The following is a 23,150-nucleotide window of genomic DNA, read 5'->3' on the forward strand; positions in this document are numbered from 1 at the left end:
ATATAATCGGACTGGTTACGTTTGACAGGAAATTGAGGTGAAGGACGAATGGCGAAGAAAAAAGGAAGGCATACCCCTGCCGCACCTGCAGCAGCAGACAAACCTGCAACACTCAAGGACCTTCTGAATCCGGCTATCGTGGACAAGCTGAAGGCACAGGCTGATTCGATGAAAGCCGACGAGCAGCAGCGCCGCGAGGCACAGCGCAAGCAGGAAGAGGAAGCCCGTAAGGCGGAGAAGAAACGTCTCGAGAATGACTTCGAGTATCTGCTGAACAACAGCAGCCCGGATTGGAAAAATCATAAAAAATCTTGATCTTGTCAGCAAAGCTAACACCGGCTGATGCGATACCCATACCCATAGACCTGATGGAGGGCAGGCTGTCCGTCAGGTCTATTTGGTCCGGGATTCAGATGTAGTTGAAGAGAGAGCACCGGTTATGGCTGGGGACGCGGCCGCCGTGCGATCTCCTCGGTTACTACGAAGGCCAGATCATCGTTGCCGAACAGGGACAATACGCCCAGCAGCGTTTCATCCGCGATCTCGGACGACTCCTCCTTCGGTACGGTCAGCTCGAGGGCCTGCTGCAGCAGCGGGTTCGCGTCCTGTCCAGGATAAGCGCGTGCATACAGCTCTACCGGATCATGTCCATAGTTGATGCACCACTGGGCGAAGACGAGGATCATAACCTGCTCGTCGCGCTGATAATTACGGATGATTTCTTCTTCCAATTCTTTTCGGCTCATTGCGAATAACTCCTCGAATTATAATTTCCTCATTGGGCAAACAGCACGTATCATTATAACGAAAAAGTAGGAGTGTTCACAATGATCAAGAATGAAAAAATCAAAGCCTCCGAGGTTTTGCTTACCGGGCTGGACGGGGAAGAGCTGGGCATCGTGCCGACGGTCGAAGCGCTGGCGATGGCCCGTAAGCTCAAGGTTGATCTCGTCTGTACTTCCCTGCTGAGCAGCCCGCCGCCATGCCAGTTGATCGGGGCCGCAGCTGTCCGTGAGAGCATGCAGCAGGCGCGCAAGCAGGAGCGTCCCGCCAAGGTGAAGGAAATCCGGCTGACGCCTAACATCGAGGACCATGACCTCGATACCAAGCGCCAGCAGGCGGAGAGGGTGCTGAAGGGCGGGGATTCCGTCCAGTTCGTGATCCGGCTTCAGGGGAAATCGGACGGCGAGCGGGCCAAGAAGCTGCTGGAGGAGCTGCTGACCGGCCTCAAGCCGGTGGGCCGGAAGCAAACCGGCATTCAGCTAAGCGGCAAGCAAGCGGCCGTCCAGGTCGATCCGCTTTAAAGGCGGGATTCCTTGGCAGGCCGATCGGCTATGTCAGCAAATGCCCGCCTTCCACATGAAGCACCGTGCCGGTCACAAAGCTGTTCTGGATCAGATACAGGACACTCCGTGCCACATCCCCGGCTAGGCCGACCCGCTTCACAGGCAGCTTGCCGCCTACTGCAGCGTATAAGTCCCGGCGGGCTTCCTCGGGCATCTTGCTGCGAGAAGGAGTGTCGATAATGCCGGGTGACACGATGTTGACACGTATCGGAGCGAGCTCCAGCGCGAGAGTTTGGCCCAAGCTCGAAACGGCTGCATTGACGGCACCCAGGACGGATGAGCCGACCATCGACTTATACGCTACAACCCCGGAGAATAGCGTGATAGAGCCTTCGGGGGAGAGATAGGGAGCCCCGTATTTGGCTGCATAATATTGCCCCCAGAATTTGTTATCGAACAGCAGCCGGGCCTGATCGGTGGCAGTGTGGAGGAAGGGTCCGCCCGAGGTTTCGGCCGCGCTCACGACCAGATGATCGAACCGGCCGACCCGTTCGAAGAAGGCCTTGACCTGGTCTTCAACCGTCGTATCCAGCGTCAAGGACGAGGCCTGCGGTCCTAGCAAAGCGGCCGCCTGCTGTACTTTATGAGCGGAGCGGCTGGCGATGATCACTTCAGCCCCTTCGCCGATCAATTGTTTGGCCGTTTCCAGGCCGATCCCGGAGCTCCCGCCGATGATGACGATTTTTTGATTCTTCAGCATAGTTTATCCTCCTCGCTTCTTCATTCCTATTTTTATACGTTCAGCGTGCTCCGCAAATGGTGCTCGAGCCGTTCCACAGTTTCATTCATCTTCGGCTCTTTGAGCACATTCAGGCAAGTGAAACTAGGCAAAGACTGCATAGCGATATATCGATGCGTGCGGTGCAGATGTGCTAGCACCTCGTCCACGCTGCGTCCTTCGAAGAAGCCGTCCGGGTCGCTGAAGGCCTCCTCCGAAGCGTTCCAGGTCGTGGAAAGCATGTACGACTTGCCGGTCATCAGTCCGCCTTGACCATACGTATTAGAACCTTCAAAGAACACTCCGTAAGCAAATACCTGATCCATGTAAGTCTTTAATAGCCCCGGAACGCTGAACCAATAGACAGGCGTCTGATAGATCACGAGATCGGCCCAGACGTATTTGTGTTGTTCCTCCCGAACGTCGTACCCGTTCTGCAGAACGCTTATCCGGACCTCATGCTTCTCGCTCAATATGCCGGTCATCTTGTCCATCAAGGTTCGGTTGAATTGACCGTCCCCGTCACGGTAGGATTCATGCCCATTCAAAATCAGGATATTCATGGTATTCAGACTCCTTAGTTCGTTGGATTTAGCCTTGCTTCGGCCTAATAATATTATAAATACACTAACTTTATTTATGGAAGTAGTGATATTTATTTCATATAGTTTCCTAAGGGATAGTTTTGTGCTAGGATAAAGGAAAATCCTTAAAAAAAGGAGACTGTGCTCATGAATTCGGCTGAGGAAGTTGTATTGAACAAAGGAACACCGGGTACGCCTTGTCCCATCGCCAAGACGCTGGATGTGATCGGAACCAAATGGACCTTCCTGATCGTGCGGGATTTGCTTCTCGACGGCACGCTGCGCTTCAGTGATCTGCTGAGATCGATGGACGGCATCAGTCCCAAGACGCTATCACTCCGGCTGAAGGAGCTAGAGGAGCATGGCATTGTGACAAGAACGGTATATCCCGAGGTTCCGCCCCGCGTGGAATATACATTGACAGATAAAGGCAGAAATCTGGAAGGTATTTTCATCGAATTAAAGAGATTTGGATTGCAGCTGTAACATTAAAATGACCGGAAAGCAGGCTGCTTATCCGGTCATGGTTAGGTGAAAGGTCTAGCAAGCCGTGCTCGTTATAGGCTTCGGGCGCGGCCGTCACAGAGTCTTGGAGAAAATGATTTACATTTTCTGAAAGCTGTGTTACTTTAAATTTCGACGAATATCGAAATAAAGGATTAAGCTTGGAAAGGATGAAGAGGGTGGAACAAAACGCTGAGATGCAGCAAGCTGTCAAAGTGTATAAAGCGCTGGGAGAGCCATCGCGTTTGAAAATTGCATTCGTCCTGCGAGCGGAAGGCGAGCAGTGCTGCTCCGAATTGGGCGACAAGCTGAACATGCTCGCCACCTCCACGCTGTCCCATCATCTCAAGCAGATGGCGGAATCGGGTCTATTGAAGTCCCGCAAGGAAGGAACGTTTATTTACTACAGCCTGGACGTGGGTACGGCCCAGAAGTATGCCCCTTACTTACTGAACTGATTTGCGGTTTGAATTTCAATATTTCTAGAAATATAGAGATAAGAGGAGTGGAAAATCTGTGGGAACGAAGACGTCCGTCTGGCAGGTATATGTGCTGGCACTCATTAGTTTTTTAGTAGGAACATCTGAGTATATCGTATCGGGCATTCTGGATCAGATCGCAGAGAGCCTGGGCGTAACGGTGGTCGTCGCCGGGCAGCTTATTACCGTATTCTCGCTATCCTTCGCCGTCGGGACGCCGATCCTGATGGCGGCCACCGTACGTTTGGATCGGCGCAAGCTGATGTTGTATGCACTGGGGCTGTTTGTCTTGGCTAATCTGCTGAGCTTCGTCCTGCCGGGCTTTCCATTGTTTGTCATCGCACGGGTTCTGATGGCGCTGGGAGCCGGCGTAGTTGTCGTCGTCTCGCTCAGCATCGCGTCCAAGATCGCTCCGCCCGGCAAGGAGGCGAGCTCAATCGCTACCGTCATTATGGGCTTCACTGCCGCGCTGATAGTCGGCGTGCCGCTCGGAAGGATGGTTGCATCCGCCTTCGACTGGAAGGCAGTATTCCTCGGGATCGCGCTAGCCGGCCTGCTGGGCCTGCTCATTATCGCACTCACGGTTCCTAAGGTCGAGGGGGATGAGCCGGTGCCCATCCTGCAGCAATTCGCACTGCTGAAGCAGCCGAAGATTGCGATAGGGCTTGGTATTACGTTCTTCTGGATATGCGGCTATTCCATCGTGTATTCATACATTACCCCGTACCTCATCGAGGTGTCCGGCTTTCATCCCAGCATGGTCAGCAGCGCTTTACTGGCCTTCGGCCTGGCCAGTCTGGTCGGGTCTCAGCTCGGCGGATATACGACCGACCGCTGGGGCGCGTATGCGACGCTGTCCCGGAGCATAGGGCTGCACATGGTCTTTTTGCTGCTGCTGTATTTCACAGCGGGCTCGGTGGTTGCCGTCTTCGTCTGCCTGATTCTCTGGTCCTTCGCCGCTTGGACGACGGGTCCCGCTCAGCAGGTTAACCTGGTGAAGCTGGCGCCTGAATCGTCCGGCGTCATGCTAAGTTTGAATCAGTCAGCCGTTCATCTCGCGATCGCAGCCGGGGCGGGGTTGGGCGGTCTGGTCGTCGCGAATGTGTCGCTTGCAGCCATCACATGGTTCGGAGCGGCCGGTCTCGGCTTATCTCTGCTGGGCGTGCTGTTGTTGTCACGGATGGTTTCTTCGGCCTCGCCGGCTCCTCGGGCCGGGCAAGGACAGCGGGTTTAAGAAGGTACCGCTGCGTACAGCCTGGCTAGCGGGATTTCTCTGAACGCCAGAGCAGTCATGCGAATATACGCGTGTCCTGACCATGTTGCTGCAGGCTGCCTGGTTGCTTCCTGAGTTCCTTCGGTATAAGATAGGGAGGACGTGCAGAGAGGATGATTGAATGTTTACCGTAGCCGATTACAGTGTGGAGTTTGTGAAGGACCCCTTTGGGATTTTGGAGGGGAAACGATATGAATTTATCATTGATATCGAGGTTCCTGAGGATGACGAGATTTATTCCGAGAACGGCCTGTATATCAGGGTCGTCTACCGGGTTGTAGAGGGTCAGGGGACTATCGTGAAATACGATATACATGAACGGACGACCGAGCAGGTGCTGGATTTCGATCTGGAGGATGACGAGCTTGCCGTCCTGCAAGCCTTTTGCAGCGAGCACTGGGCCCAAGGGGACGAATAAGTCCTTACAGGCAAGTTCCGCCTATGACAGCAAAGAGTCTTTTCCCGCATGGGGGAAGGCTCTTTGCCGTTATGCCCTTGACAATTTCAATTCGCGTGCTTATGATGATAACCAATATAGCAAGCAGGCGATGACCAAAGACATGATCCCCGCGGCAGACTGCCCAGAGAGAGAAGCGATTGCTGAGAGCTTCTTCAGGACCAAGCGCGGATTACCCCTTTGCAGCCGTGGCGTTGAACCCGCGTCCCCGATCAGTCTGAGGCTGATCGATGCGGCAGTAAGCGGCACCGACTTATCCCCGATACCGGATACCGAATAAGGACTTGCACCTGAAGGGGACTCCGGCGATCGCCGGGAACCGGAAGCGGCAGGTCGAATGAGGGTGGAACCACGAGCTGAACGCACTCGTCCCTTGGTTGGGACAGAGGCGTTTTTTTGCGTTCAATTTTACTCACATCATTCGGAAATGGAGGCTGTACACACATGAACATTCAAGTAAAGCTGGCAAACGGAGCAATCAAGGAGGTTGCTGCAGGTACCACAGTGCGGCAGGTGGCTGGTTCGCTAAGCACAAGCCTTGGCAAGCAGGCGGTGGCTGGACTCGTCGATGGCCTTCCCGTCGATCTCGACTATTCGCTGCAGCAGGATGCCTCGCTGCAGGTCGTAACGCTGGACAGCCGCGAAGGACTGGATATTTACCGACACAGCACGGCTCATCTGATGGCTCAGGCGATCCGCCGTATTTACGGCGTTCAAGCGGTGAAGCTGGGCATCGGCCCGGTGATCGAGAGTGGCTTTTACTACGACCTGGACATGGAGGGGACGCTGTCGACGGAGGATCTGGAAGCCATCGAGCGGGAGATGGGGAGGATCGTGCAGGAGAATCTGCCGATCGTCCGCCGCGTGGTGAGCCGGGAGGAAGCTGTGGCGCTGTTCGGCCGGCTCGAGGACCCGCTCAAGCTGGAGCTGATCCGGGACTTGCCGGAGGAGGCCGTACTCACGGTCTATGAGCAGGGCGAGTTTACGGATCTGTGCCGCGGTCCGCATCTCCCGTCTACAGGCTGGATCAAGGCGTTCAAGCTGACGGGCGTAGCCGGCGCATACTGGCGAGGCGATTCTCGCAACAAGATGCTGCAGCGCATCTACGGCACCGCCTTTCCGAAGCAGGCGCAGCTGGATGAGCATCTGCAGCGGCTGGAGGAAGCGCGGCAGCGGGATCACCGCAAGCTGGGCAAGGAGCTTGGGCTGTTCATGTTCTCGGAGGAAGCGCCGGGTATGCCGTTTTATTTGCCTAAGGGGATGGCCATCCGCAATGAGCTGGAAGGCTTCGAGCGTGAGGAGCATCGCCTGAGCGGCTACGACGAGGTTCGCACGCCGCTGATGATGAACAACCGGATGTGGGAGCAATCCGGCCACTGGGACCATTACAAGGACAATATGTATTTCACAGATGTGGACGATACGAAGTTTGCGCTCAAGCCGATGAATTGCCCGGGCCATATGCTGATGTTCAAGAATAGTCTCCGCTCATACCGGGAGCTGCCGATCCGGATGGCCGAATACGGTCAGGTTCATCGTCACGAGCTGTCCGGAGCGCTGAACGGCATGATGCGGGTCCGCACATTCTGCCAGGACGACGCCCATCTGTTCGTCCGGCCCGATCAGATCGAGGAGGAGATCGGGAAGGTCATGGAGCTGATCGACCGCATCTACCAGGTGTTCGGCTTCGAATACCGGATCGAGCTGTCGACGCGCCCTGAGGACTCGATGGGCTCGGAGGAGCTGTGGGAGCGAGCGGAATCGTCGCTGCGAAGCGTGCTGGACCACCGCGGCGTCGCTTACCGGATCAATGAAGGGGATGGAGCGTTCTACGGGCCGAAGATTGATTTTCACATTCTCGACGCGCTGAAGAGAAGCTGGCAGTGCGGAACGATCCAGCTCGACTTCCAGATGCCGGAGAAGTTCGAGCTGACCTACATCGGAGAGGATAACCAGAAGCACAGGCCAGTGGTCATCCACCGCGCCGTATATGGCTCGATCGATCGGTTCATCGGTATCCTGACGGAGCATTATGCCGGAGCATTCCCGGTATGGCTCTCCCCGGTCCAGGCCAAGGTGCTGCCGGTATCTGAGAAATATCTGGATCATGCGCTTACGGTCAAGCGGCAGCTGGAGCTAGTGGGAATCCGCGTCGATGTGGACGGGCGCAATGAGAAGCTCGGCTACAAAATTCGCGAGGCCCAGCTGGAGAAGCCTCCTTACGTGCTTGTCATCGGTGAGAAGGAGAAGGAATCCGGTACAGCAGCCGTCCGCAAGCGGGGAGAGGGCGACATTGGCACTATGGCTGTGGAAGAGCTGGCCGCCCGTATTCGGGAAGACATCCGGGAGAAGCGCTGATGCGCACGATCCTGATCGTGGAGGATGAGCCGAAGATCCGTGAGGTCGTCGTCTCGTACATGCAGCATGCGGGCTACCGTACGCTAGAGGCGGAGACGGGAGGCGAGGCACTGGCGCTTCTGAAGGAAGCTGCGGTCGACTTCGTAATCCTCGATCTGATGCTGCCGGATGTACCCGGCGAGGAGGTCTGCCGTCAGATTCGTCAGATCAGCCCGGTGCCTGTCCTGATGCTGACAGCCAAGTCCTCTGCGCAAGCGAAGGTTCAGGGTCTGACCCTTGGAGCGGATGACTATGTCGTGAAGCCGTTCGAACCGGCGGAGCTTGTAGCCCGAGTCCGGGCGATCTGGAGACGCTCGGGGCCGGAGGCTCAACTGCTGTCGGAGAAAGTATCGTTCCGTGAGGGAGAGCTGGTCATCGACGCGGCTGCCGGGAAGGTGGTTGTCCGGGGGACGGAAGCTTCGCTGACGACGAGTGAATACAAGCTGCTGCTGGCGCTGGCCCGTCATCCTGGACGGACATGGAGCCGGGACGACCTGATCGTCAAGGCGTTCGGCTACGACTATGACGGCGATGCCAGAACGATTGACCAGCATATCAAAAATATGCGGCATAAACTGGAGCCGGACCCGAAGCGTCCGGTATGGATCGAGACGGTATTCGGCTCCGGCTACCGCTTCAACGGAGGCTAGAATCCGGATGATGCGCAAGCTTTCCGTCAAAGTCTCACTGCTGCTGCTGGCCTTCACGGCAGTTATTCTGATCATGGCAACCGCCGTATGGGTTGCCAATGTGCATTACCACTTTGCCATGTTCCAGCAGGAACAGCCGGTGCATGATAGTGCGGCGATGACGGACTGGGGCGGTCATCTGGAGCTGGCGATCCTGCAGTCTGTGCTATGGACGCTGGCCGGGGCGCTGGCGGTGACGCTAATTCTCAGTATTCTCGCTGCCCGCCGGATCACGGCTCCACTGATCGAGATGAAGTCGGCCGCTGCGACGATGGCCCATGGCAAATTTACCGCGCGCACGGTGGTCCGCAGCGGGGATGAGCTGGGCCAGCTCGGCCAGGCGATCAACGACCTTGCTGGTCGGCTGCAGCATCAGGAGGAGCTGCGCAACGCGATGACCGACAATGTTGCGCATGAGCTGCGCACGCCGCTGGCTGCGCTCAAGAGTCAGCTGGCCGCGCTGCGGGACGGCATCTGGCAGCCGACGCCGGAGCGGCTGCAAGCCTGCTGCGAGGAGATCGACCGGCTGACCCTGCTGGTTCAGGACCTGCAGGAGTTGAACGAGCTGGAAGGCTCAGGCTTCTCGCTGCGCAGCCAGCACGTCGATCTGGGCGTAGTCATGACGGAGTCGGTAGCCGCCGTTCAAGCCGCCTTTCTGGAGAAGGAACTGCAGCTGCAGCTCAGGCAGGCCCAGGTTCCTCTGATTCAAGGAGATCCGAACCGGCTTAAGCAGGTGGTGCTGAACTTGCTGTCCAATGCGGCTAAGTATACACCGACCGGCGCCCGTGTGACCGTGAGCCTAGAGCATGACCGGCAGCATATCCGGGTGGCGGTCAGCAATTCAGGTACGCACATCGAGCCCTCCGACCTGCCGTATCTGTTCGAGCGGCTGTACCGGGGGGAGAAGTCTCGCAGCCGGGCGAGCGGAGGCAGTGGAATCGGTCTGGCTCTGGCCAAGGCGATTGTGGAGGCGCATGGCGGGGAAATCTGGGCGGAGAATCAGCCGGGCGGGGTCAGCTTCATCTTTCACTTGCCCATTCCGGCCGTTTCACTCTAACCGTTGCCTAACCGGACTTCACTCTTCACAACTTCTTCATAAGTCGGAGCTATGCTGGTAGCAGGACGAACTCGTCCGACGAAGGAGAAGGAAGGGTGGATGATGATGAAGACGTCGAAATGGCTGCGCACGGCGGCCCTGCTGGCCGCGGGGACCGTACTGCTGACAGGCTGCCTGCAGAAGCAGGAATCGGCCGCTAGTCTTACCGGTTCCGGGTTGAAAGAGACAGGCAGTACCCAAGTGCAAGTTCCCTGGATCGCTACGAAAAATACGACGAGGATCAATACCTCCGATCCGTACGAGGCGGCTGTGCTCGTCTCGCATACGCTGTGGCCTGCGGCCAGTGATGGCAGCCGTCCGGGAGGCGTCGTACTGGTCGACCCCGATGACTGGAGGAACGCGCTCGTGAGTGCAGACCTGATCCATCATCCGAACAACGGGCCGGTGCTGTATGCGAAGAAGGACCAGGTGCCGGAGACGACGCTGAGGGAGCTGAAGCGGCTCCAGCCGAAGGGCGTGCCGGAGAATAACGGCGTGCAGGTGATTCTGGTAGGCGAATTTACGGAAGCCGTGCAGGCTCAACTGAAAGGATATAAGCTGGACCGGGTTACCGGCAGCAATCCGGCAGCGCTCGCACGCAATATCGATGCGTACTATGCGAAGACGGCAGGAGGACTGCCCGATGCGGTACTCGTCGGCAGCTCCGACCGTCCTGAATTTACTTTACCTGCGGTGAACTGGATCGCCCATATGCCGGAGCCGCTGCTGTATACGGGCAAGGACGAGCTGCCTCCCGAGACGGCAGAGGCGCTGCAGGCGAGGGGCGGCAAGGCGACGATCTATCTCCTCGGTCCAGAAAGCGTGATCTCAGCCTCCGTCGCTAGCAAGCTGACCGCCTACGGGAAGGTCAAACGGATCGCAGGCAAGGACGCTTACGAGCAATCTATCGCTTTCGCCAAATACAAGGATACGGAGACCGGCTTCGGATGGGGCATTACCGCGCCCGGTCACAATCTCAGCCTGGTAGCCAAGGATAGTCCGCCTGCACTGGCCATCGCGGCTGCGCCGTTCTCCCATCTGGGCAAGCATGCCCCGTTGATCTGGACGGACAAGACCAGGCTGCCGGATGCAGTGATGAGCTATGTGATGTCGATCCAGCCGAAGTTTACGTCCACGCCGTCCGACGGCCCATTCAATCACGCTTGGCTGACCGGGGCGGAGGGCGAGATCACGTATGCGGCCCAAGCCGAGCTGGACGAGATGCTGGAGATTGCCTCCGCCAGCGGCGCCGGCCACGGAGCCTCGCACGGAGCACCGGCCAAGGAACAGCCGGCAACCGGGTCTGGAGGCGGCAGCCATAGCGGCCATTGACGGGCTGTGCCCTGTACTAGTCTGATCAATTCCGTTCCGCCTTTACTTATACAGCTCAGCCCTTGCCTTCCGCGGCTTCTTAACATGCGGATAGCAAGGGCTGTTTGACTTCACCAGATTTGTGCAGATCAATCTGAAAGCCTGTCATTGATTTGCTTCTTTATTTTTCTCTAACTCAGCACGTAATTTTGCATTTTCCCTCAACAAATGAGCATTTTCCTCCAACACCTTTTGTATGTCTGGGAGATTCTTGCCGGAAAACCAGCCATGCAGATCTTCTTTTCCTTCATACTCTCGCATTTTTTCATGGATAACCAGCTTAATGTCCCGTTCACTTTGAACATAATAGGCAGGGATCTGTTCTAAAACGGATTGCTTAAATTCTAGGAATCTCGGATAGCCTTCCATTTCTTCAAAATCCATAGGGCTGTTGCATGAGTGCTTCATCGGAGAGAACCATAGCAAATCTAGGCTTACCCAATTCTCCGGCATATTCATATTCCCAATGGGTGTAGCTCTTGGATTCATCCGGAAGCAGAAGCCCATAGATTCCTCCGAGAATGAGGACATACACATCGGATTCCTGGATCCATCGCTTAATCATTTCCATCTGATGATCTTTGAAGATGAGCTCCACGCCGGCAGGAATGTGACCGGTTCTAAGAACAGCGTGTACAGCGGTTTGTCTTTCCTCGATCAAATCGTTAAAAGTAGACGATATGAAGACTTGTAATTTTTTTCGCATAGGCCACCTATAGTCAATGAAATGAAAATAAATCGTACCATTGGATGACTTTACCGTCAAAGGACTTCATATTTTGAATTATAAGTTAAGAGCATAAAATTCATTTATATTTAAATGAAATTAGCTAATATACAAATGATCATATATGTAAAATATCGTATTTATTCGGTAAACTATAGATCACTAAGCGAGCAGGCGCTTGGCATAGATCAACCGTTCTAGAAACTATAGAGTAGAGGTGCTGAAAGTATGAATGGAAACACAGCTTCACCTACACAGCGTGCCGTGAGTCAAGCGTCCACGGACCGTCTTCCGTGGGGGAGATTACTCGCACTCGCGATGGCGGGGTTTATTTGTATCCTAACCGAAACGCTGCCGGCAGGTTTGCTGCCTCAAATTAGCGCTGAGCTTGGAGTTTCGGAAGCTCTGGCGGGGCAGCTTATCACCTTATATGCCCTTGGTTCGACTTTAGCTGCAATCCCGTTAATCACAGCTACACGCGGCTGGCGAAGACGGCCATTGTTACTGATGTGCCTGATTGTTTTTCTTGTATTCAACACGATCACAGGTATATCCTCCAACTATATCCTGACTTTGGCCGCCCGTTTCTTTGCAGGCGTATCCGGAGGTGTCGTATGGGGCATAACGGCAGGGTATGCACGCCGCATGGTGCCTGAATCCTTGAGAGGGCGGGCGCTGGCAGTCGCGATGATCGGTTCCCCGCTCGGGCTTGTGCTGGGTGTCCCCGTCGGAACCTTTGTCGGCGGGTTCATAGGCTGGCGGCTTGTTTTTGGAATTTTATCTCTGTTCACGCTGCTGCTTATCTTTTGGGTGCTAAGAGGAGTCCCTGATTTTCCAGGACAAGGTGCCGAACGGCGGCTTTCCCTTGGCAAAGTATTCGTCATACCTGGGGTACGATCAGTTCTCTTGGTCGTGTTGTTCTGGATACTTGCGCATAATGTCCTGTACACCTATATCGCACCGTTCCTTGCGGAGGCAGGGCTTTCTGAGCGAGTTGACTTGATCCTGCTTCTATTTGGCATTGCTTCGGTTGTTGGTATTTGGGTGATTGGCATGCTGATCGACCGATGGTTGCGGCTGCTCACCCTATTAAGCTTAACTGGTTTCGCTGCGGCATCTTTACTGCTGGGTATCGGTAGCGGTCAACCCGTGATCATTTATTTCAGTATTGCGTTGTGGGGGCTGACGTTTGGAGGAGCCGGAACACTACTTCAAACCGCAGTTGCTGAAGCGGCTGGCGAACATGCAGATGTAGCCCAGTCGATGCTGGTAACAGGGTGGAACATGGCTATTGGCGGTGGCGGTATAATCGGTGGCATCCTTCTCGAAACACTGGGTGTCAGCAACTTCCCATGGCTATTGCTGTTGGTGCTGCTGCTTGCTTTGCTCATCACATGGCGTGCCAGAGAACACGGATTTCGTAAGGCGGAACGCTGAAGCTGGACATATTAATCGGCAAGCTTGCTTGCATCTTCAGAGATGAAGAATTTATGATCGATAGGGGAGGACATTACAATTAGAATAGTATAAGTCCCATACTTATTGCATGTATTCCCGAATTTCTCCAGAGACTGTATGGAATCCGTAACGACTTTCAACATATAATTGTATTCTCCGCTTATACGATGACATTCGATTACTTCAGGTGAGGTGCTGCAAAAATCAATGAACCCGTCGCAGTCTCTGGTCTGGAACAGCATATAGGCCGCCGTATGTTTTCCGATTTTTTCGGGAGAAACAACCGTACGATACTGTTCGATGACACCCTTTTCCTCCATCCGCTTTACTCTTTCCGTTACAGCCGGTTGTGAAAGGCCGACGTTCTTGCCAAGCTCGGTCATGGAAATTCGCGCTTGATCCTGAAGGTGATAGAGGATATTTAGATCAACATGATCCATGGATAACAGCTCCCTTTAAAATTAAGGTATTATGAATCAATGAATTACTTTTCATTTGTTCATAAGTCTTTTCTTGAGAATAATTCGTGTTATTTGGCGAGTACTCCTTATGATTATAAACGGTCTTAATAAAATAAATCAATACGGTGAGCGCACGAAAGCCATTACTCTTTATGCCATAGCCATTGCGCAGTGACCTGTAATCGGATACATCTCAACTGAAAATAGCACAACGCTTAAGGAAACATTTGTAAATCAAATATCCATGTGCTAGATTGATAGGTAGAAAAATTAAATAATCAACACTCTTATCCAGAGTTCGGTGGAGGGACTGAGCCCGATGAAACCGCGGCAACCGACTTTTTCAAGCACGGTGCAAATTCCTGCAAGGTGACTATCCTTGAGAGATGAGAGGGAACCGTTAGCTTATCGATTTCTCTATCTTTGTAAACGAAAACGGATACTCCCTTTCAATTAGGGAGTATTTTTTATTTCTTTGATAGGAGTGATTTCTATGTCCATAAGAACAAGAGTTGCATGCATAGCTATTAGGTATGGACGATTGGTACTGATGGAAAAGCTGATCCCTAGTTACTTTAATTACAAACAATTAACACCACCTGGAGGCGGGCTGGAGCTGCACGAAACGCTGGAGGAAGCATGCATTCGGGAAATGAACGAGGAGACAGGATTGACCATTCATAGTCCTGTTCTGAAAGGTGTCGTTTCCTATCTTAATTATGGGAATAGTGATCATGCTGTCACCTTTTTCTTTGTTACCCATGAGATACAGGGTGATCTAATCGCGAAAGAGCCCAATAAGCATATTCCTCGTTGGGTTGACATTGAAACGATAGCAGACAATGAACTAGTACCCCATTATTATAAAGAATTCATTAGAATCATGTTGGAGGGAAAGGACTTTCTCAACGCACGATTAGAGTGGAATAAGAAGGAGTCAGATGTAAATTTTATTTGGAGCATCATGTAATGTGGAGCGATAGATGAAGGTTAACTATTATTTACATGTCAATAATTTCGTCAGACTGTCAGTGCGTCATATTGATACGGTTGACGGTAGTGACACTTTTTAGTTGTTTTAGGTCTGAAATGCTCTTCAGTCATTCCAAATTGGTGATTAAACTTACGGGCAGCCAAGTTCCAAAATGTGGTATAATTGACTTGATGACATTTTCTAAGCGGAGGTGATTATGAATTCTGCGTTTGACACCTATATCCAATCGCTCCTGCGAAGGCCTGGCTGAAGCCGTGTCGCAGGCGCACAAGCTGGCTGCACCGGGCGACACAGTGCTGCTGAGTCCTGCATGCACTGCGGTTGACCAATACCGTAACTTTGAGGAGCGCGGGCGTCACTTTGTAGAGCTGGTTGGGGCGCTGTATCGGTCTGAGGGGAAGGATTGAAAAGTGGTCTTTGCCGGGAAAGCCGATTGAATGGATTCATTACGAAAGACAGATTAACTCAAGCAAATGTTGAGTTCTATAGTAAATATAATCGAGGAGATTGCCATGGAAGATTAGATAAGTTGTACAATTTAAGTTATTCCATCTTTCATTGTAAATCCAACTGGAATACCGAAAGCATCAGTACTTTTATACCGTTGGGCTTCAAAAAATGAGAACTATTTGTTCTTTGCATCGCTACTATCCAGCTGGGGATTTAAGGTTATCGTACCCGAATTGCCTTATCATGGAGTACGTGGAAGTCTGAATTATTTCGATACAAAAGTATTACAAAACTTTTGGAATGTTGTCCTTCAGGGTGTAAAGGAAGTGGGGAAAATAGTGTCAGCATTGACTGATCAAATGAGCAAGCCGAGAAAATCGTTAGTTGTTGTACTCATATTTCTAATAACAGCCGGTTACTGCAATCACACTCAAATCTTATCGTTATCTATGGTCCTCAAGGATAGCAGTTTACCATTATCGCCACGATGATCGGATTATCACAATCGGTGGCGGAACCTTAAATAATCCAAAGGAGAAAGCCACAGTGATAAGCATTATAGTCGATGATCCAGATGTTTCTTACCTGGAGGTAGGACCCGAAAATAACCGAGTGAAGAGAAGAGTCACTATAAGGGAGCCTATGACATTCGCATGGGATGTTGCAGTCCAATTGAATTTCCTTTATCCAAAGGCATTCAATAATAATGGAGAACTACTTTACGAATACCGCTACCCAAAAACAAATTATATACGGCAAGAGGATCTGAGGTGGTATTCAGTTAAAGAGTCTTCATCATAAGTGATATCATACTCATCGTTAGGCAAAGACATTTGAAGGCATCCGTTTTTAATCGGCTGCCTTTTTAGCTGTGGCAGATTACGTTAACAAAAAAAACCGCCACATCATTGTGCCGATTGACCAATTGCCAATATGCCTAAAAAGTTACTCCTAAAAAAATCATGGATACATGATAGTATATAAAAAAAATTAACATAAGTCTATTCATTTTTTGGCAAACACTGTAATGTTATTTATGCGACCGCGGCGTAAACGATCAGGGATGAAGGGAGAAGACCCACATGATTACGCTCAGAAAAATAACGCTGGAAAACCGACGCGCCATATTTAACTTGGAAGTATCAGAAGAACAACGGCGCTTCGTTGCGTCCAATCTGTCAAGCGTGGCTTCGTGCTATGTCCTTGATACCAATGGGGGACATCCATTCCCGTTTGCCATTTATTCGGATGGGCAGCCGGTCGGTTTTGTTATGATGACTTATGGAATTACCGGATACGACCTCCCGTCAATTGCACACGATAGCTATTGCATCTTGCGACTGATGATTGACAAGCATCACCAGAACCGGGGCTACGGTCGGGAAGCTATGAAAAAAATCTTGGAATTTATCCGCACCTTTCCCGCAGGGCCTGCACATTACTGCTGGATTTCTTATAAGGCAGATAACTTGCCCGCCAAAAAGCTTTATGAAAGCTTCTTATTCCGTGACAACGGCGAAATCATAGGAGACGAGCTAATCACCGTATTGCCACTCTGAATTGAACTAGGACTCACCTATCGGAAGACGTTAGAGCAGCGATGGAACCGATCCATCGCTGACTTTTATTGTTACGGACATCGTTCAGCGAATTAGCAGTATAGTAAAATGGAAAATAAAGGATAAATTGTGTTCAAGTGATATCATGTAAAATCGATAGGCTACAGGAGCCGTTACTATGGTTCCGAATGGTTTGAGATTACTGTTATGGGCTGGAGCATCATCATATTTACGGCACAGATAGATATTCCCATGGGGGAGATCATCTTGATAAGCACCTACATGCAGAATTATTTCGATGAAGATATTTGTGTAATCATCCTTTCAAATAACGAATCTATCAATCAGTACAGACTGGGCCATGCCATTTCAGATATTTTGCATCAAGTAGATGTGGATTTTTCGATAAAACATGAAGAGCTTCCAATCAACGAAAAAGAGCTTAAAAAGTACTGCGGAACCTATTTGAAGGACAAGATCCAAGTAGAACTAATTAATGGAAAATTATACTTTACGAGATTTTCAGGAAACCTTCATGTTGAGGTCTACCCTGTAGGCGAAGGGAGATTCGCTCGGAGATATTTTGACCAGACTCATCCATACAGTTTTACTCAAAAAAATGGAAAAATGACGTTTTTCGGTTATGACAAGGATGACTCAGCAATCTAGTAGTTTGGGTAACTGATCCATACATCATGAGGCTATTGTTGAATCTGTTAAGACGGTTTTATTGAAGTAAAGAGGAACACGAGAATAACTCAGATTAAAACCGGGTTTTATTTATGATTTTAAGTGAGTTATGGCGACTGTATGAAGCTGATAGACGTATCCAAGGGTTTAGTCCGAGTACATTGAAAGCCTGCGCCCTGCAGCTCAGGATGCTGGATAAAAAGAGCAAAAACGAAGTAGGCCACATGAAACTTACCGGTGTTCTTGGTGTGAGGATACGGAAACAAGATGAAGAGGTGAAATATGATTCGAGGAGTAATTATTGAAGGGTTGTCTACCGCAGGAAAAACGTCAGTATTTTCTGCAATAAAGAGATTACATTGCCAAACACATAATGGTGAAAAGACGATAATTGCAATAAGTGAACACTACTCGCAAGTATTGCATTCATACCAGGGTGTCTTAAGATCCATGGGCAAGGATGAACATATTCAGCTTTTAAATCGTCATGTTGATTATCTTGAGCAACAATTCGAGTGGATTCATTTACTTGGTCATACGAAACCATCGAACGGTGTATTTTATCTTTTGGAGAGGTTCAATGTAAATCATAGAGCGGCTTTTATTGATTCTACAGAAATAGAAATGCTGGAAAAACGTCTATCTAGGCTGAATGCACATTGTGTACTCTTAACCTTATCCCAAGATGCTGTAGAGCCTAGATATATTGAAAGTCGAAGCGAAGCTTGGAAATCGTATGTGATGGAAAACCATCCCACGGTAACAGAGGCATGTCAGAAGTTTTTAGAGGATCAGGAAAAGCTTCGTATGTGTGCTAAACAATCGCTAATTCCCACTTTAGAGATAAATACAGATGAAGCAGACTGGGATTCTTATGCAAAACAAATACTCGTGGAATTAAACTAAAAGAGAACGATACTTGAACGGCTGCTGCGGAGCAGCCGTTATTACGTTAGTGGGCAGCATTGCTTAACCTATGAATCTATTCAGACTGTTTATTTCCTTCGAAGAGGTCTGTAGAATGCACGAATGTCATCGGCCAACAGCTCCGGTTCTTCCATAGCCGTAAAGTGCCCGCCGGAAGGCATAGTGGTCCAACGCGTTACATTCAGATTGCGCTCAGCCCAGGATTTGGGAGGCAGCACGATATCTGCGGGGAATATGGCCATTCCTGTCGGAACTTCGATGCGACCCAGTGGTGGCAAGGAATGTGAGTTTTCGTAATACATACGTGTAGATGATCCTATGGTGTTAGTCACCCAATAGATCATAATATGAGTCAACAACTCATCCTTGCTGTATGTCTGGTTGAGGTCGCCCTTACAATCGCTCCATGCGCGAAGCTTCTCGAGGATCCAGGCAGCCAAGCCTACCGGCGAATCGGAAAGTCCGTAAGCAAGAGTCTGAGGCTTTGTCGATTGAATGGACATATAGCCCCCCTCCTGGGAGATCCATTCGGAAGCGTTTTTCTTATATTGCCGTTCTTCTTCAGAAAGCTCCGCTTCATTCTGTGCAGTCAAGAGACTTCTTATAATGCCAACATCAGTTAGATGAATGCCCAGTAGAAGTTCAGGATTATTTGCTGCCAGATACCTCGTAACACCAGAGCCAATATCTCCGCCTGCAGCGGCGAATGCGGTGTAGCCTAATTCTTGCGTCATAAGCTTAGCCCACATCTGGGAGACACGAGAATTGTTAAAGCCAGGGTGATTAGGGCGGCCAGAAAATCCGAATCCAGGCAATGAAGGGACAATGACATCAAAAGAGTCATCAGGATGACCTCCGTGACTAGCCGGATCGGTAAGGAGAGGAATTATTTTTTCATAACGAAGGTAACTGTCGGGCCATCCATGGGTAAGAATAAGGGGCATAGGGTTGGATCCTTTACCGCGCTCGTGTACGAAGTGGACATCTATCCCATCGATCTTGCTGCGAAACTGGGAAAAGCGATTCAATCGGGATTCTTGTGCACGCCAGTAGTAATGATCCCGCCAATAGGAAACGAGCGATTTTAGATCACTTAAATCTGTTCCTCTCTCCCAGCCGGAGTCTTCTACTTGATCGGGCCAACGGATGTGATGAAGCCTGTCTTGCAGATCGTTAAGAATGTCATCGGAGACATGAATATGAAACCGTTCAACAGCCATCATGATTTCCTCCCTTTTTGTTAATCATAGGGTTATTATATCCCTTGAACTTGTATGTTACACTGGCATAAGTGAAGCAACCAACTATACAATTTGATAGGTGATCAGAATGCCACAAATAGACCGACACAAAGAACGTACCGTGAATATAGAGTTTGTAGCAGTAGAGGACTTTCGTATTCTTCCCTATCCAGAACGGTTTACATTGATCTTTATTACGTCTGGAAGTATAAAGGGGATATTAAACGAGCGTCCTATTTCTATTAGTGCGCCTGGTATCCTTTGCTTGGCTGAAGACGATCATCTGCATAGGCTTGAAAAGAGTAACGTCTCCTCACAATCCTTTAGCTTTCATCCCGAATTTCTTAACACCATGACGCTTTCCGAAACGAAGGATTACTTTCCTTCAGCAGGACCTCGCATTCAAACAGGACTTTCCCTGTTTCAAAGGAATCCTTTGTATTCGGGTGTACCTCGTGTAACCGAGAAAGCGTACCCTCTATTATTTGAATGGTTTTTCGTACTTGGCACAGAAGTGCAAGCGCAAAGCGATGCACTCTGGGTATGCCGAATAAAAAAATACCTCATTCAAATTTTAGGTTTGTTGGAGGAATTAAATCGAACAAGCGAACACTCGCCTGTCGATGTCGTATTAGACTATATTCACACCCATTATTGGAGAAAGATTTCATTGGAGGAATTGACGAATTGTGTTCATTTGAACCGTGTGACTCTAAATAGGATGTTTCAGGAAAGATGCGGGCATACAGCGATTGGTTACTTGCTGGCACATCGCTTAAAGGTTGCAAGTGAGCTTTTGACACATACAGATATGAGTCTCAATGACATTGCGAGCGCTACTGGATTTGAGTATGATACCTATTTGATCAAACAGTTTACAGCTAAAAAAGGGATGTCGCCGACGAAGTATCGGCACACCTCTCGTAAGTTCGCCACTGCTCAATAACCAAATCCTACAAAGTTATGGTCATTAGCTGGGGAATCCGGAAACGTATGGCTTCGGCACAGCAGCTTCTTTTTTCAGTATGGCAGCGGCCTCCAAACTCCAATAAGGATTTCTCAACATGCCTCTTCCAACCGCCACTAGATCTGCGTCTTCATTGCAGATGACAGCGTTTGCCAATTCTTCATGATCCAGTTTCCCGACTGCAGCAACCGGAGTATTCAGGGCTTGCTTGATTTCTCTTGCTAAAGTCACTTGATAAGCAACATGCGTACCCGGTCTACCGAAAGCAACGATGGGGCCTTCACCTCCGGTACTGATGTGAAACATATCGACGCCAGCAAGCTGATACCGTTTGGAGAAGGCCACACATTCTTTTATTCCATATCCGCCTTCCACGTATTCAATTGCGGATATTCGCATCATTAATGGCATATCCTCCGGCATCTCTTGCTTGGCTGCTTGAATCACTTCTATACCAAACTTGGTCGTGTCTTTGCCGTATTCGTCCGTTCTTTGATTCGTAAGCGGCTAGTGGAACTGATGGATCAAATAGCCATGAGCGCGGTGAAGCTCAATCGTGTCGAATCCGGCCTTGATAGCACGCCTTACGGCCATTGAGCGACGCATAGGAGATCAGTTGTAACTCCAGGCCTCGAGTCATTGAGAAATAAAATAAAACCAGATTTGAACAAGGCTAGATTTTGGATGGGATCTGTCAAATACCTTGAAATGGTAGTAGAGGGTAGTGTTTACCAATTTTTTTTAGGCGGGGCCAAGGAGCTACGAGGAATCGGCGTAATCAAAGGCTAGCCATTAAGTTGGCTTTCAGGGTTCGGCTGTTCCGCAACGCTATTCTTATGATCCTCTCCCCACTGTGCCAGGAGCTGTAGTAACGGAGCCAGACGCTCTCCTGAATCTGATAGGGAGTATTCCACTCATGGAGGCATTTGATTATAGGTTGTGCGGACAATGATCTTATCTTCTTCTAATGTTTTCAGCTGTTGTGTCAGCATTTTTTGTGTAATTTGGGGCAATAGCCGACGGAACTCATTGAATCGAAGTGTCTTTGTGGATGAGCGGCATAAATGCCATAAAATCAACGGCTTCCATTTTCCGCTGATAAGTGCGAGCGTTATCTCGGTGTTGACATTCATATGGAACATTCCGATAGTTAATCATATTCGGATCTCCTTTGAGGGACGCAATGTTAGTAGATGGGGATATTGGGATACATTATAACACATCAAATAGTGAAACAGTGATCGAATGCTAAACTATTCCAATCTGAATATAACGGTTTTTTTGGAAAATGGAGGTACCACTTAACCATTTACGAAAGGGACGGTTTTTTTGTGCATTCAATATGTTATGGTCAGGCGCAAGCCCCACATATCTTGCTATATACTACCTGAGCATCCGTACGGCTATAAAATCTCTTAGCCAAATAAAGAACAGGGCCAACCTAACGGTTAGCCCTGTCGTGTCATGAACAATGAGTATATAAATGCTACTGTCTTTCCAGCTTAAAGCCTTCCTTCTCCAGTAATGGAACTATACCCATGTCACCCAGCATATGCAGCGATCCAACCCCAATAAAATATGTTTCTTTTTTATCACTGTTCAAATAACCTTTAATCTTCTCGACCATAGCTGCATTGCGGTCATCAATCGAGGATTTGAGTAATTCAGTATCCCAGCCAATAAATTTGGATGCTTCAGTCAAGGCGTTATAATCGCCTTCGCTCCACATTTTAGCCAGAACATCTACCGAGACATCAGGAGTAGGCGGGTTCGGAGAACCTGGCTCTAGATTTTGAAGCAGTAACCTTTCATTCAGCGAGTCAGAGTAGTTGTTCATCGCCTGGAACTGGAGTTCCATATTTTCTAGGGAAATGACCGGCTTTTTAGCTTTATAGGCTTTTTCCATCAGGTACCTGTCTATACCCATATCCGGTTTATGCTCGCCTTGTGAACTTTTAATATATAGTATTTGTTTCTCGACGAACCATGTCTTAAAGTTATCAAAGCTATTTTCCGGAAGTCCCTGTGCTTTCAAGAATGCTGTAACTTTTTTATAGGTTTCTGCGGAGATATGATCCTGCAGTTTTGTTCCGTCTTTATAAACACTCAGATCCGCTATCAGTTTCTGTGATTCCTCAGAAGCGCCCTTCATAAGGTCGACCTCTACGCCCAAGTAATCAGCAGTGTTGAACGCATTCTCAATTTCTGGACGCAGCGGATACATGCTATCGTCGGCTAAGTGCATTGTACCCAGCAGATACACCGTGTTGCCCATATTTTCTATTTTCCATAGAAAACCGCGGCCTCCTTCGGATTGCTGCTTGGAGGTAAGAGTGACCCTATGCAGTGACGGGCTCCAGGCAACCTGATAGCCTGTAGTTTCAGCGACAAAGCGGAGCGGTACATACGTGACATTCCGGATTAGCTTTGGCGCTACTTCCAGTGTGACTGCTGTGCCGTTTGCCATGGCATTCGTGCTGCCAACTTGAAGGGACAAGGAGGAGCTTCCTTTGGTGCCGGTGACGGTTTGGGTCGCTTCATCCCAAATCACTTTGACATCCAACTTCTCCATGACCGGATGTATCGGAACGAGTGTCACTCCATTTTCCAAGATCGGTTCGGACTCGCTGAACTGGATTTGCTCTCCATTTAGCTGTACGGACAAGGAGTTATCTGCTGCTTGAACGGCAGAGAATAGCGACGTAAGCAGGGCTAGGGAGACAATTGAAGCGCTAAGTTTTTTCATCTGTATATACAACTCC

24 protein-coding genes, 3 pseudogenes and 1 riboswitch are annotated in these 23,150 nt (G+C 50.1%); of the genes and pseudogenes, 18 read left to right on the forward strand and 9 right to left on the reverse strand.

The window, feature by feature from the left end:
* Window positions 1–48 precede the first annotated feature (48 nt).
* Window positions 49–315: a YqkE family protein gene (locus WMW72_RS27005; RefSeq protein WP_341418698.1), complete on the forward strand. Its 267-nt coding sequence runs from the start codon at window positions 49–51 to the stop codon at window positions 313–315.
* Between the two features lie 122 nt (window positions 316–437).
* On the opposite strand, the gene WMW72_RS27010 is transcribed toward WMW72_RS27005, so the two are convergent.
* The gene (locus WMW72_RS27010) at window positions 438–746 is read right to left on the reverse strand and encodes a hypothetical protein (RefSeq protein ID WP_341418699.1); all 309 of its coding nucleotides are present in this window, start codon (window positions 744–746) and stop codon (window positions 438–440) included.
* Window positions 747–827: 81 nt separating this feature from the next.
* Between WMW72_RS27010 and infC the strand changes: the two genes are divergently transcribed.
* On the forward strand, window positions 828–1,304 hold the full coding sequence (infC, locus tag WMW72_RS27015; RefSeq protein ID WP_341418700.1) for a translation initiation factor IF-3: 477 nt from the start codon (window positions 828–830) through the stop codon (window positions 1,302–1,304).
* Window positions 1,305–1,332: 28 nt separating this feature from the next.
* Here the strand turns inward: infC and WMW72_RS27020 are convergent, their stop codons facing one another.
* Both WMW72_RS27020 and WMW72_RS27025 read right to left on the reverse strand, forming a co-directional pair.
* Window positions 1,333–2,046 (reverse strand): SDR family oxidoreductase, encoded by a 714-nt coding sequence (locus WMW72_RS27020; RefSeq protein ID WP_341418701.1) that lies wholly within the window; start codon window positions 2,044–2,046, stop codon window positions 1,333–1,335.
* Between the two features lie 32 nt (window positions 2,047–2,078).
* Window positions 2,079–2,627 (reverse strand): NAD(P)H-dependent oxidoreductase, encoded by a 549-nt coding sequence (locus WMW72_RS27025; RefSeq protein ID WP_341418702.1) that lies wholly within the window; start codon window positions 2,625–2,627, stop codon window positions 2,079–2,081.
* A gap of 168 nt (window positions 2,628–2,795) precedes the next feature.
* On the opposite strand from WMW72_RS27025, the gene WMW72_RS27030 reads away from it, so the two are divergent.
* The 9 genes from WMW72_RS27030 (at window position 2,796) to WMW72_RS27070 (ending at window position 10,875) form a co-directional block, all read left to right on the forward strand.
* The gene (locus tag WMW72_RS27030) at window positions 2,796–3,134 is read left to right on the forward strand and encodes a winged helix-turn-helix transcriptional regulator (protein ID WP_341418703.1); all 339 of its coding nucleotides are present in this window, start codon (window positions 2,796–2,798) and stop codon (window positions 3,132–3,134) included.
* A gap of 188 nt (window positions 3,135–3,322) precedes the next feature.
* Window positions 3,323–3,610: an ArsR/SmtB family transcription factor gene (locus tag WMW72_RS27035; protein ID WP_423227607.1), complete on the forward strand. Its 288-nt coding sequence runs from the start codon at window positions 3,323–3,325 to the stop codon at window positions 3,608–3,610.
* Window positions 3,611–3,668: 58 nt separating this feature from the next.
* Window positions 3,669–4,865, forward strand: a complete 1,197-nt coding sequence (locus tag WMW72_RS27040) for an MFS transporter (RefSeq protein ID WP_341418705.1) — start codon at window positions 3,669–3,671, stop codon at window positions 4,863–4,865.
* Window positions 4,866–5,025: 160 nt separating this feature from the next.
* Window positions 5,026–5,322, forward strand: a complete 297-nt coding sequence (locus tag WMW72_RS27045; protein ID WP_341418706.1) for a DUF6509 family protein — start codon at window positions 5,026–5,028, stop codon at window positions 5,320–5,322.
* A gap of 130 nt (window positions 5,323–5,452) precedes the next feature.
* On the forward strand, window positions 5,453–5,641 hold the full coding sequence (locus tag WMW72_RS27050) for a hypothetical protein (protein ID WP_341418707.1): 189 nt from the start codon (window positions 5,453–5,455) through the stop codon (window positions 5,639–5,641).
* Between the two features lie 164 nt (window positions 5,642–5,805).
* Complete coding sequence (gene thrS, locus WMW72_RS27055) at window positions 5,806–7,719, forward strand: threonine--tRNA ligase (RefSeq protein WP_341418708.1); 1,914 nt, start codon at window positions 5,806–5,808, stop codon at window positions 7,717–7,719.
* Window positions 7,719–8,408: a response regulator transcription factor gene (locus tag WMW72_RS27060; protein ID WP_341418709.1), complete on the forward strand. Its 690-nt coding sequence runs from the start codon at window positions 7,719–7,721 to the stop codon at window positions 8,406–8,408. Before thrS ends, WMW72_RS27060 begins: the two co-directional genes overlap by 1 nt.
* A 7-nt stretch (window positions 8,409–8,415) precedes the next feature.
* A complete protein-coding gene (locus tag WMW72_RS27065) occupies window positions 8,416–9,504 on the forward strand; it encodes a sensor histidine kinase (RefSeq protein WP_341418710.1) in 1,089 nt (362 codons plus the stop codon).
* 99 nt (window positions 9,505–9,603) lie between these two features.
* Window positions 9,604–10,875: a cell wall-binding repeat-containing protein gene (locus tag WMW72_RS27070; RefSeq protein WP_341418711.1), complete on the forward strand. Its 1,272-nt coding sequence runs from the start codon at window positions 9,604–9,606 to the stop codon at window positions 10,873–10,875.
* 144 nt (window positions 10,876–11,019) lie between these two features.
* On the opposite strand, the pseudogene WMW72_RS27075 reads toward WMW72_RS27070, so the two are convergent.
* Window positions 11,020–11,620 (reverse strand): annotated as a pseudogene (locus WMW72_RS27075) (DUF4062 domain-containing protein).
* A 249-nt stretch (window positions 11,621–11,869) separates the two neighbouring features.
* On the opposite strand from WMW72_RS27075, the gene WMW72_RS27080 reads away from it, so the two are divergent.
* A complete protein-coding gene (locus tag WMW72_RS27080; protein ID WP_341418712.1) occupies window positions 11,870–13,078 on the forward strand; it encodes an MFS transporter in 1,209 nt (402 codons plus the stop codon).
* An 11-nt stretch (window positions 13,079–13,089) separates the two neighbouring features.
* Here the strand turns inward: WMW72_RS27080 and WMW72_RS27085 are convergent, their stop codons facing one another.
* A complete protein-coding gene (locus tag WMW72_RS27085; RefSeq protein WP_341418713.1) occupies window positions 13,090–13,539 on the reverse strand; it encodes an Lrp/AsnC family transcriptional regulator in 450 nt (149 codons plus the stop codon).
* A gap of 305 nt (window positions 13,540–13,844) precedes the next feature.
* Window positions 13,845–13,953: riboswitch (SAM riboswitch) on the forward strand.
* A 100-nt stretch (window positions 13,954–14,053) separates the two neighbouring features.
* Between WMW72_RS27085 and WMW72_RS27090 the strand changes: the two genes are divergently transcribed.
* The 5 genes from WMW72_RS27090 (at window position 14,054) to WMW72_RS27110 (ending at window position 18,159) form a co-directional block, all read left to right on the forward strand.
* Window positions 14,054–14,530 (forward strand): NUDIX hydrolase, encoded by a 477-nt coding sequence (locus WMW72_RS27090; protein WP_341418714.1) that lies wholly within the window; start codon window positions 14,054–14,056, stop codon window positions 14,528–14,530.
* 233 nt (window positions 14,531–14,763) lie between these two features.
* Window positions 14,764–14,961: a hypothetical protein gene (locus tag WMW72_RS27095; protein WP_341418715.1), complete on the forward strand. Its 198-nt coding sequence runs from the start codon at window positions 14,764–14,766 to the stop codon at window positions 14,959–14,961.
* Window positions 14,962–16,086: 1,125 nt separating this feature from the next.
* Window positions 16,087–16,563, forward strand: coding sequence for a GNAT family N-acetyltransferase (locus WMW72_RS27100; protein WP_341418716.1), 477 nt, complete (start codon window positions 16,087–16,089; stop codon window positions 16,561–16,563).
* A 207-nt stretch (window positions 16,564–16,770) separates the two neighbouring features.
* Window positions 16,771–17,232 carry a hypothetical protein gene (locus tag WMW72_RS27105; protein ID WP_341418717.1) on the forward strand — a complete coding sequence of 154 codons (462 nt, stop codon included), beginning with the start codon at window positions 16,771–16,773 and terminating at the stop codon, window positions 17,230–17,232.
* A 303-nt stretch (window positions 17,233–17,535) separates the two neighbouring features.
* The gene (locus WMW72_RS27110) at window positions 17,536–18,159 is read left to right on the forward strand and encodes a hypothetical protein (protein WP_341418718.1); all 624 of its coding nucleotides are present in this window, start codon (window positions 17,536–17,538) and stop codon (window positions 18,157–18,159) included.
* 89 nt (window positions 18,160–18,248) lie between these two features.
* Here WMW72_RS27110 and WMW72_RS27115 read toward each other — a convergent pair whose 3' ends face one another.
* Window positions 18,249–19,400 (reverse strand): epoxide hydrolase family protein, encoded by a 1,152-nt coding sequence (locus WMW72_RS27115; RefSeq protein WP_341418802.1) that lies wholly within the window; start codon window positions 19,398–19,400, stop codon window positions 18,249–18,251.
* Between the two features lie 142 nt (window positions 19,401–19,542).
* Between WMW72_RS27115 and WMW72_RS27120 the strand changes: the two genes are divergently transcribed.
* Window positions 19,543–20,367: a helix-turn-helix domain-containing protein gene (locus WMW72_RS27120; RefSeq protein ID WP_341418719.1), complete on the forward strand. Its 825-nt coding sequence runs from the start codon at window positions 19,543–19,545 to the stop codon at window positions 20,365–20,367.
* A gap of 24 nt (window positions 20,368–20,391) precedes the next feature.
* Here the strand turns inward: WMW72_RS27120 and WMW72_RS27125 are convergent.
* The 3 genes and pseudogenes from WMW72_RS27125 to WMW72_RS27135 form a co-directional block, all read right to left on the reverse strand.
* Window positions 20,392–20,979 (reverse strand): annotated as a pseudogene (locus WMW72_RS27125) (oxidoreductase); the annotation flags it as partial.
* A gap of 194 nt (window positions 20,980–21,173) precedes the next feature.
* A pseudogene (locus WMW72_RS27130) lies at window positions 21,174–21,530 on the reverse strand (winged helix-turn-helix transcriptional regulator).
* Window positions 21,531–21,874: 344 nt separating this feature from the next.
* Entirely contained in the window at window positions 21,875–23,134 is a 1,260-nt protein-coding gene (locus tag WMW72_RS27135) for a TraB/GumN family protein (protein WP_341418720.1), read from the reverse strand.
* Window positions 23,135–23,150: the final 16 nt, after the last annotated feature.

It is taken from the genome of Paenibacillus filicis, assembly GCF_038070315.1.
Lineage (GTDB): Bacteria > Bacillota > Bacilli > Paenibacillales > NBRC-103111 > Paenibacillus_G > Paenibacillus_G filicis.

What these genes read in the sequence shown, in the direction of transcription:
- WMW72_RS27100 (WP_341418716.1), top strand. Translation starts at nt 16,087, where the DNA reads ATGATTACGCTCAGAAAAATAACGCTGGAAAACCGACGCGCCATATTT.
- WMW72_RS27135 (WP_341418720.1), bottom strand. Translation starts at nt 23,134, where the DNA reads ATGAAAAAACTTAGCGCTTCAATTGTCTCCCTAGCCCTGCTTACGTCG.
- infC (WP_341418700.1), top strand. Translation starts at nt 828, where the DNA reads ATGATCAAGAATGAAAAAATCAAAGCCTCCGAGGTTTTGCTTACCGGG.
- WMW72_RS27090 (WP_341418714.1), top strand. Translation starts at nt 14,054, where the DNA reads ATGTCCATAAGAACAAGAGTTGCATGCATAGCTATTAGGTATGGACGA.
- WMW72_RS27065 (WP_341418710.1), top strand. Translation starts at nt 8,416, where the DNA reads ATGATGCGCAAGCTTTCCGTCAAAGTCTCACTGCTGCTGCTGGCCTTC.
- thrS (WP_341418708.1), top strand. Translation starts at nt 5,806, where the DNA reads ATGAACATTCAAGTAAAGCTGGCAAACGGAGCAATCAAGGAGGTTGCT.
- WMW72_RS27035 (WP_423227607.1), top strand. Translation starts at nt 3,323, where the DNA reads ATGAAGAGGGTGGAACAAAACGCTGAGATGCAGCAAGCTGTCAAAGTG.
- WMW72_RS27025 (WP_341418702.1), bottom strand. Translation starts at nt 2,627, where the DNA reads ATGAATATCCTGATTTTGAATGGGCATGAATCCTACCGTGACGGGGAC.
- WMW72_RS27060 (WP_341418709.1), top strand. Translation starts at nt 7,719, where the DNA reads ATGCGCACGATCCTGATCGTGGAGGATGAGCCGAAGATCCGTGAGGTC.
- WMW72_RS27010 (WP_341418699.1), bottom strand. Translation starts at nt 746, where the DNA reads ATGAGCCGAAAAGAATTGGAAGAAGAAATCATCCGTAATTATCAGCGC.
- WMW72_RS27105 (WP_341418717.1), top strand. Translation starts at nt 16,771, where the DNA reads ATGGGCTGGAGCATCATCATATTTACGGCACAGATAGATATTCCCATG.
- WMW72_RS27050 (WP_341418707.1), top strand. Translation starts at nt 5,453, where the DNA reads ATGACCAAAGACATGATCCCCGCGGCAGACTGCCCAGAGAGAGAAGCG.
- WMW72_RS27020 (WP_341418701.1), bottom strand. Translation starts at nt 2,046, where the DNA reads ATGCTGAAGAATCAAAAAATCGTCATCATCGGCGGGAGCTCCGGGATC.
- WMW72_RS27070 (WP_341418711.1), top strand. Translation starts at nt 9,604, where the DNA reads ATGATGATGAAGACGTCGAAATGGCTGCGCACGGCGGCCCTGCTGGCC.
- WMW72_RS27115 (WP_341418802.1), bottom strand. Translation starts at nt 19,400, where the DNA reads ATGGCTGTTGAACGGTTTCATATTCATGTCTCCGATGACATTCTTAAC.
- WMW72_RS27085 (WP_341418713.1), bottom strand. Translation starts at nt 13,539, where the DNA reads ATGGATCATGTTGATCTAAATATCCTCTATCACCTTCAGGATCAAGCG.
- WMW72_RS27080 (WP_341418712.1), top strand. Translation starts at nt 11,870, where the DNA reads ATGAATGGAAACACAGCTTCACCTACACAGCGTGCCGTGAGTCAAGCG.
- WMW72_RS27030 (WP_341418703.1), top strand. Translation starts at nt 2,796, where the DNA reads ATGAATTCGGCTGAGGAAGTTGTATTGAACAAAGGAACACCGGGTACG.
- WMW72_RS27045 (WP_341418706.1), top strand. Translation starts at nt 5,026, where the DNA reads ATGTTTACCGTAGCCGATTACAGTGTGGAGTTTGTGAAGGACCCCTTT.
- WMW72_RS27110 (WP_341418718.1), top strand. Translation starts at nt 17,536, where the DNA reads ATGATTCGAGGAGTAATTATTGAAGGGTTGTCTACCGCAGGAAAAACG.
- WMW72_RS27005 (WP_341418698.1), top strand. Translation starts at nt 49, where the DNA reads ATGGCGAAGAAAAAAGGAAGGCATACCCCTGCCGCACCTGCAGCAGCA.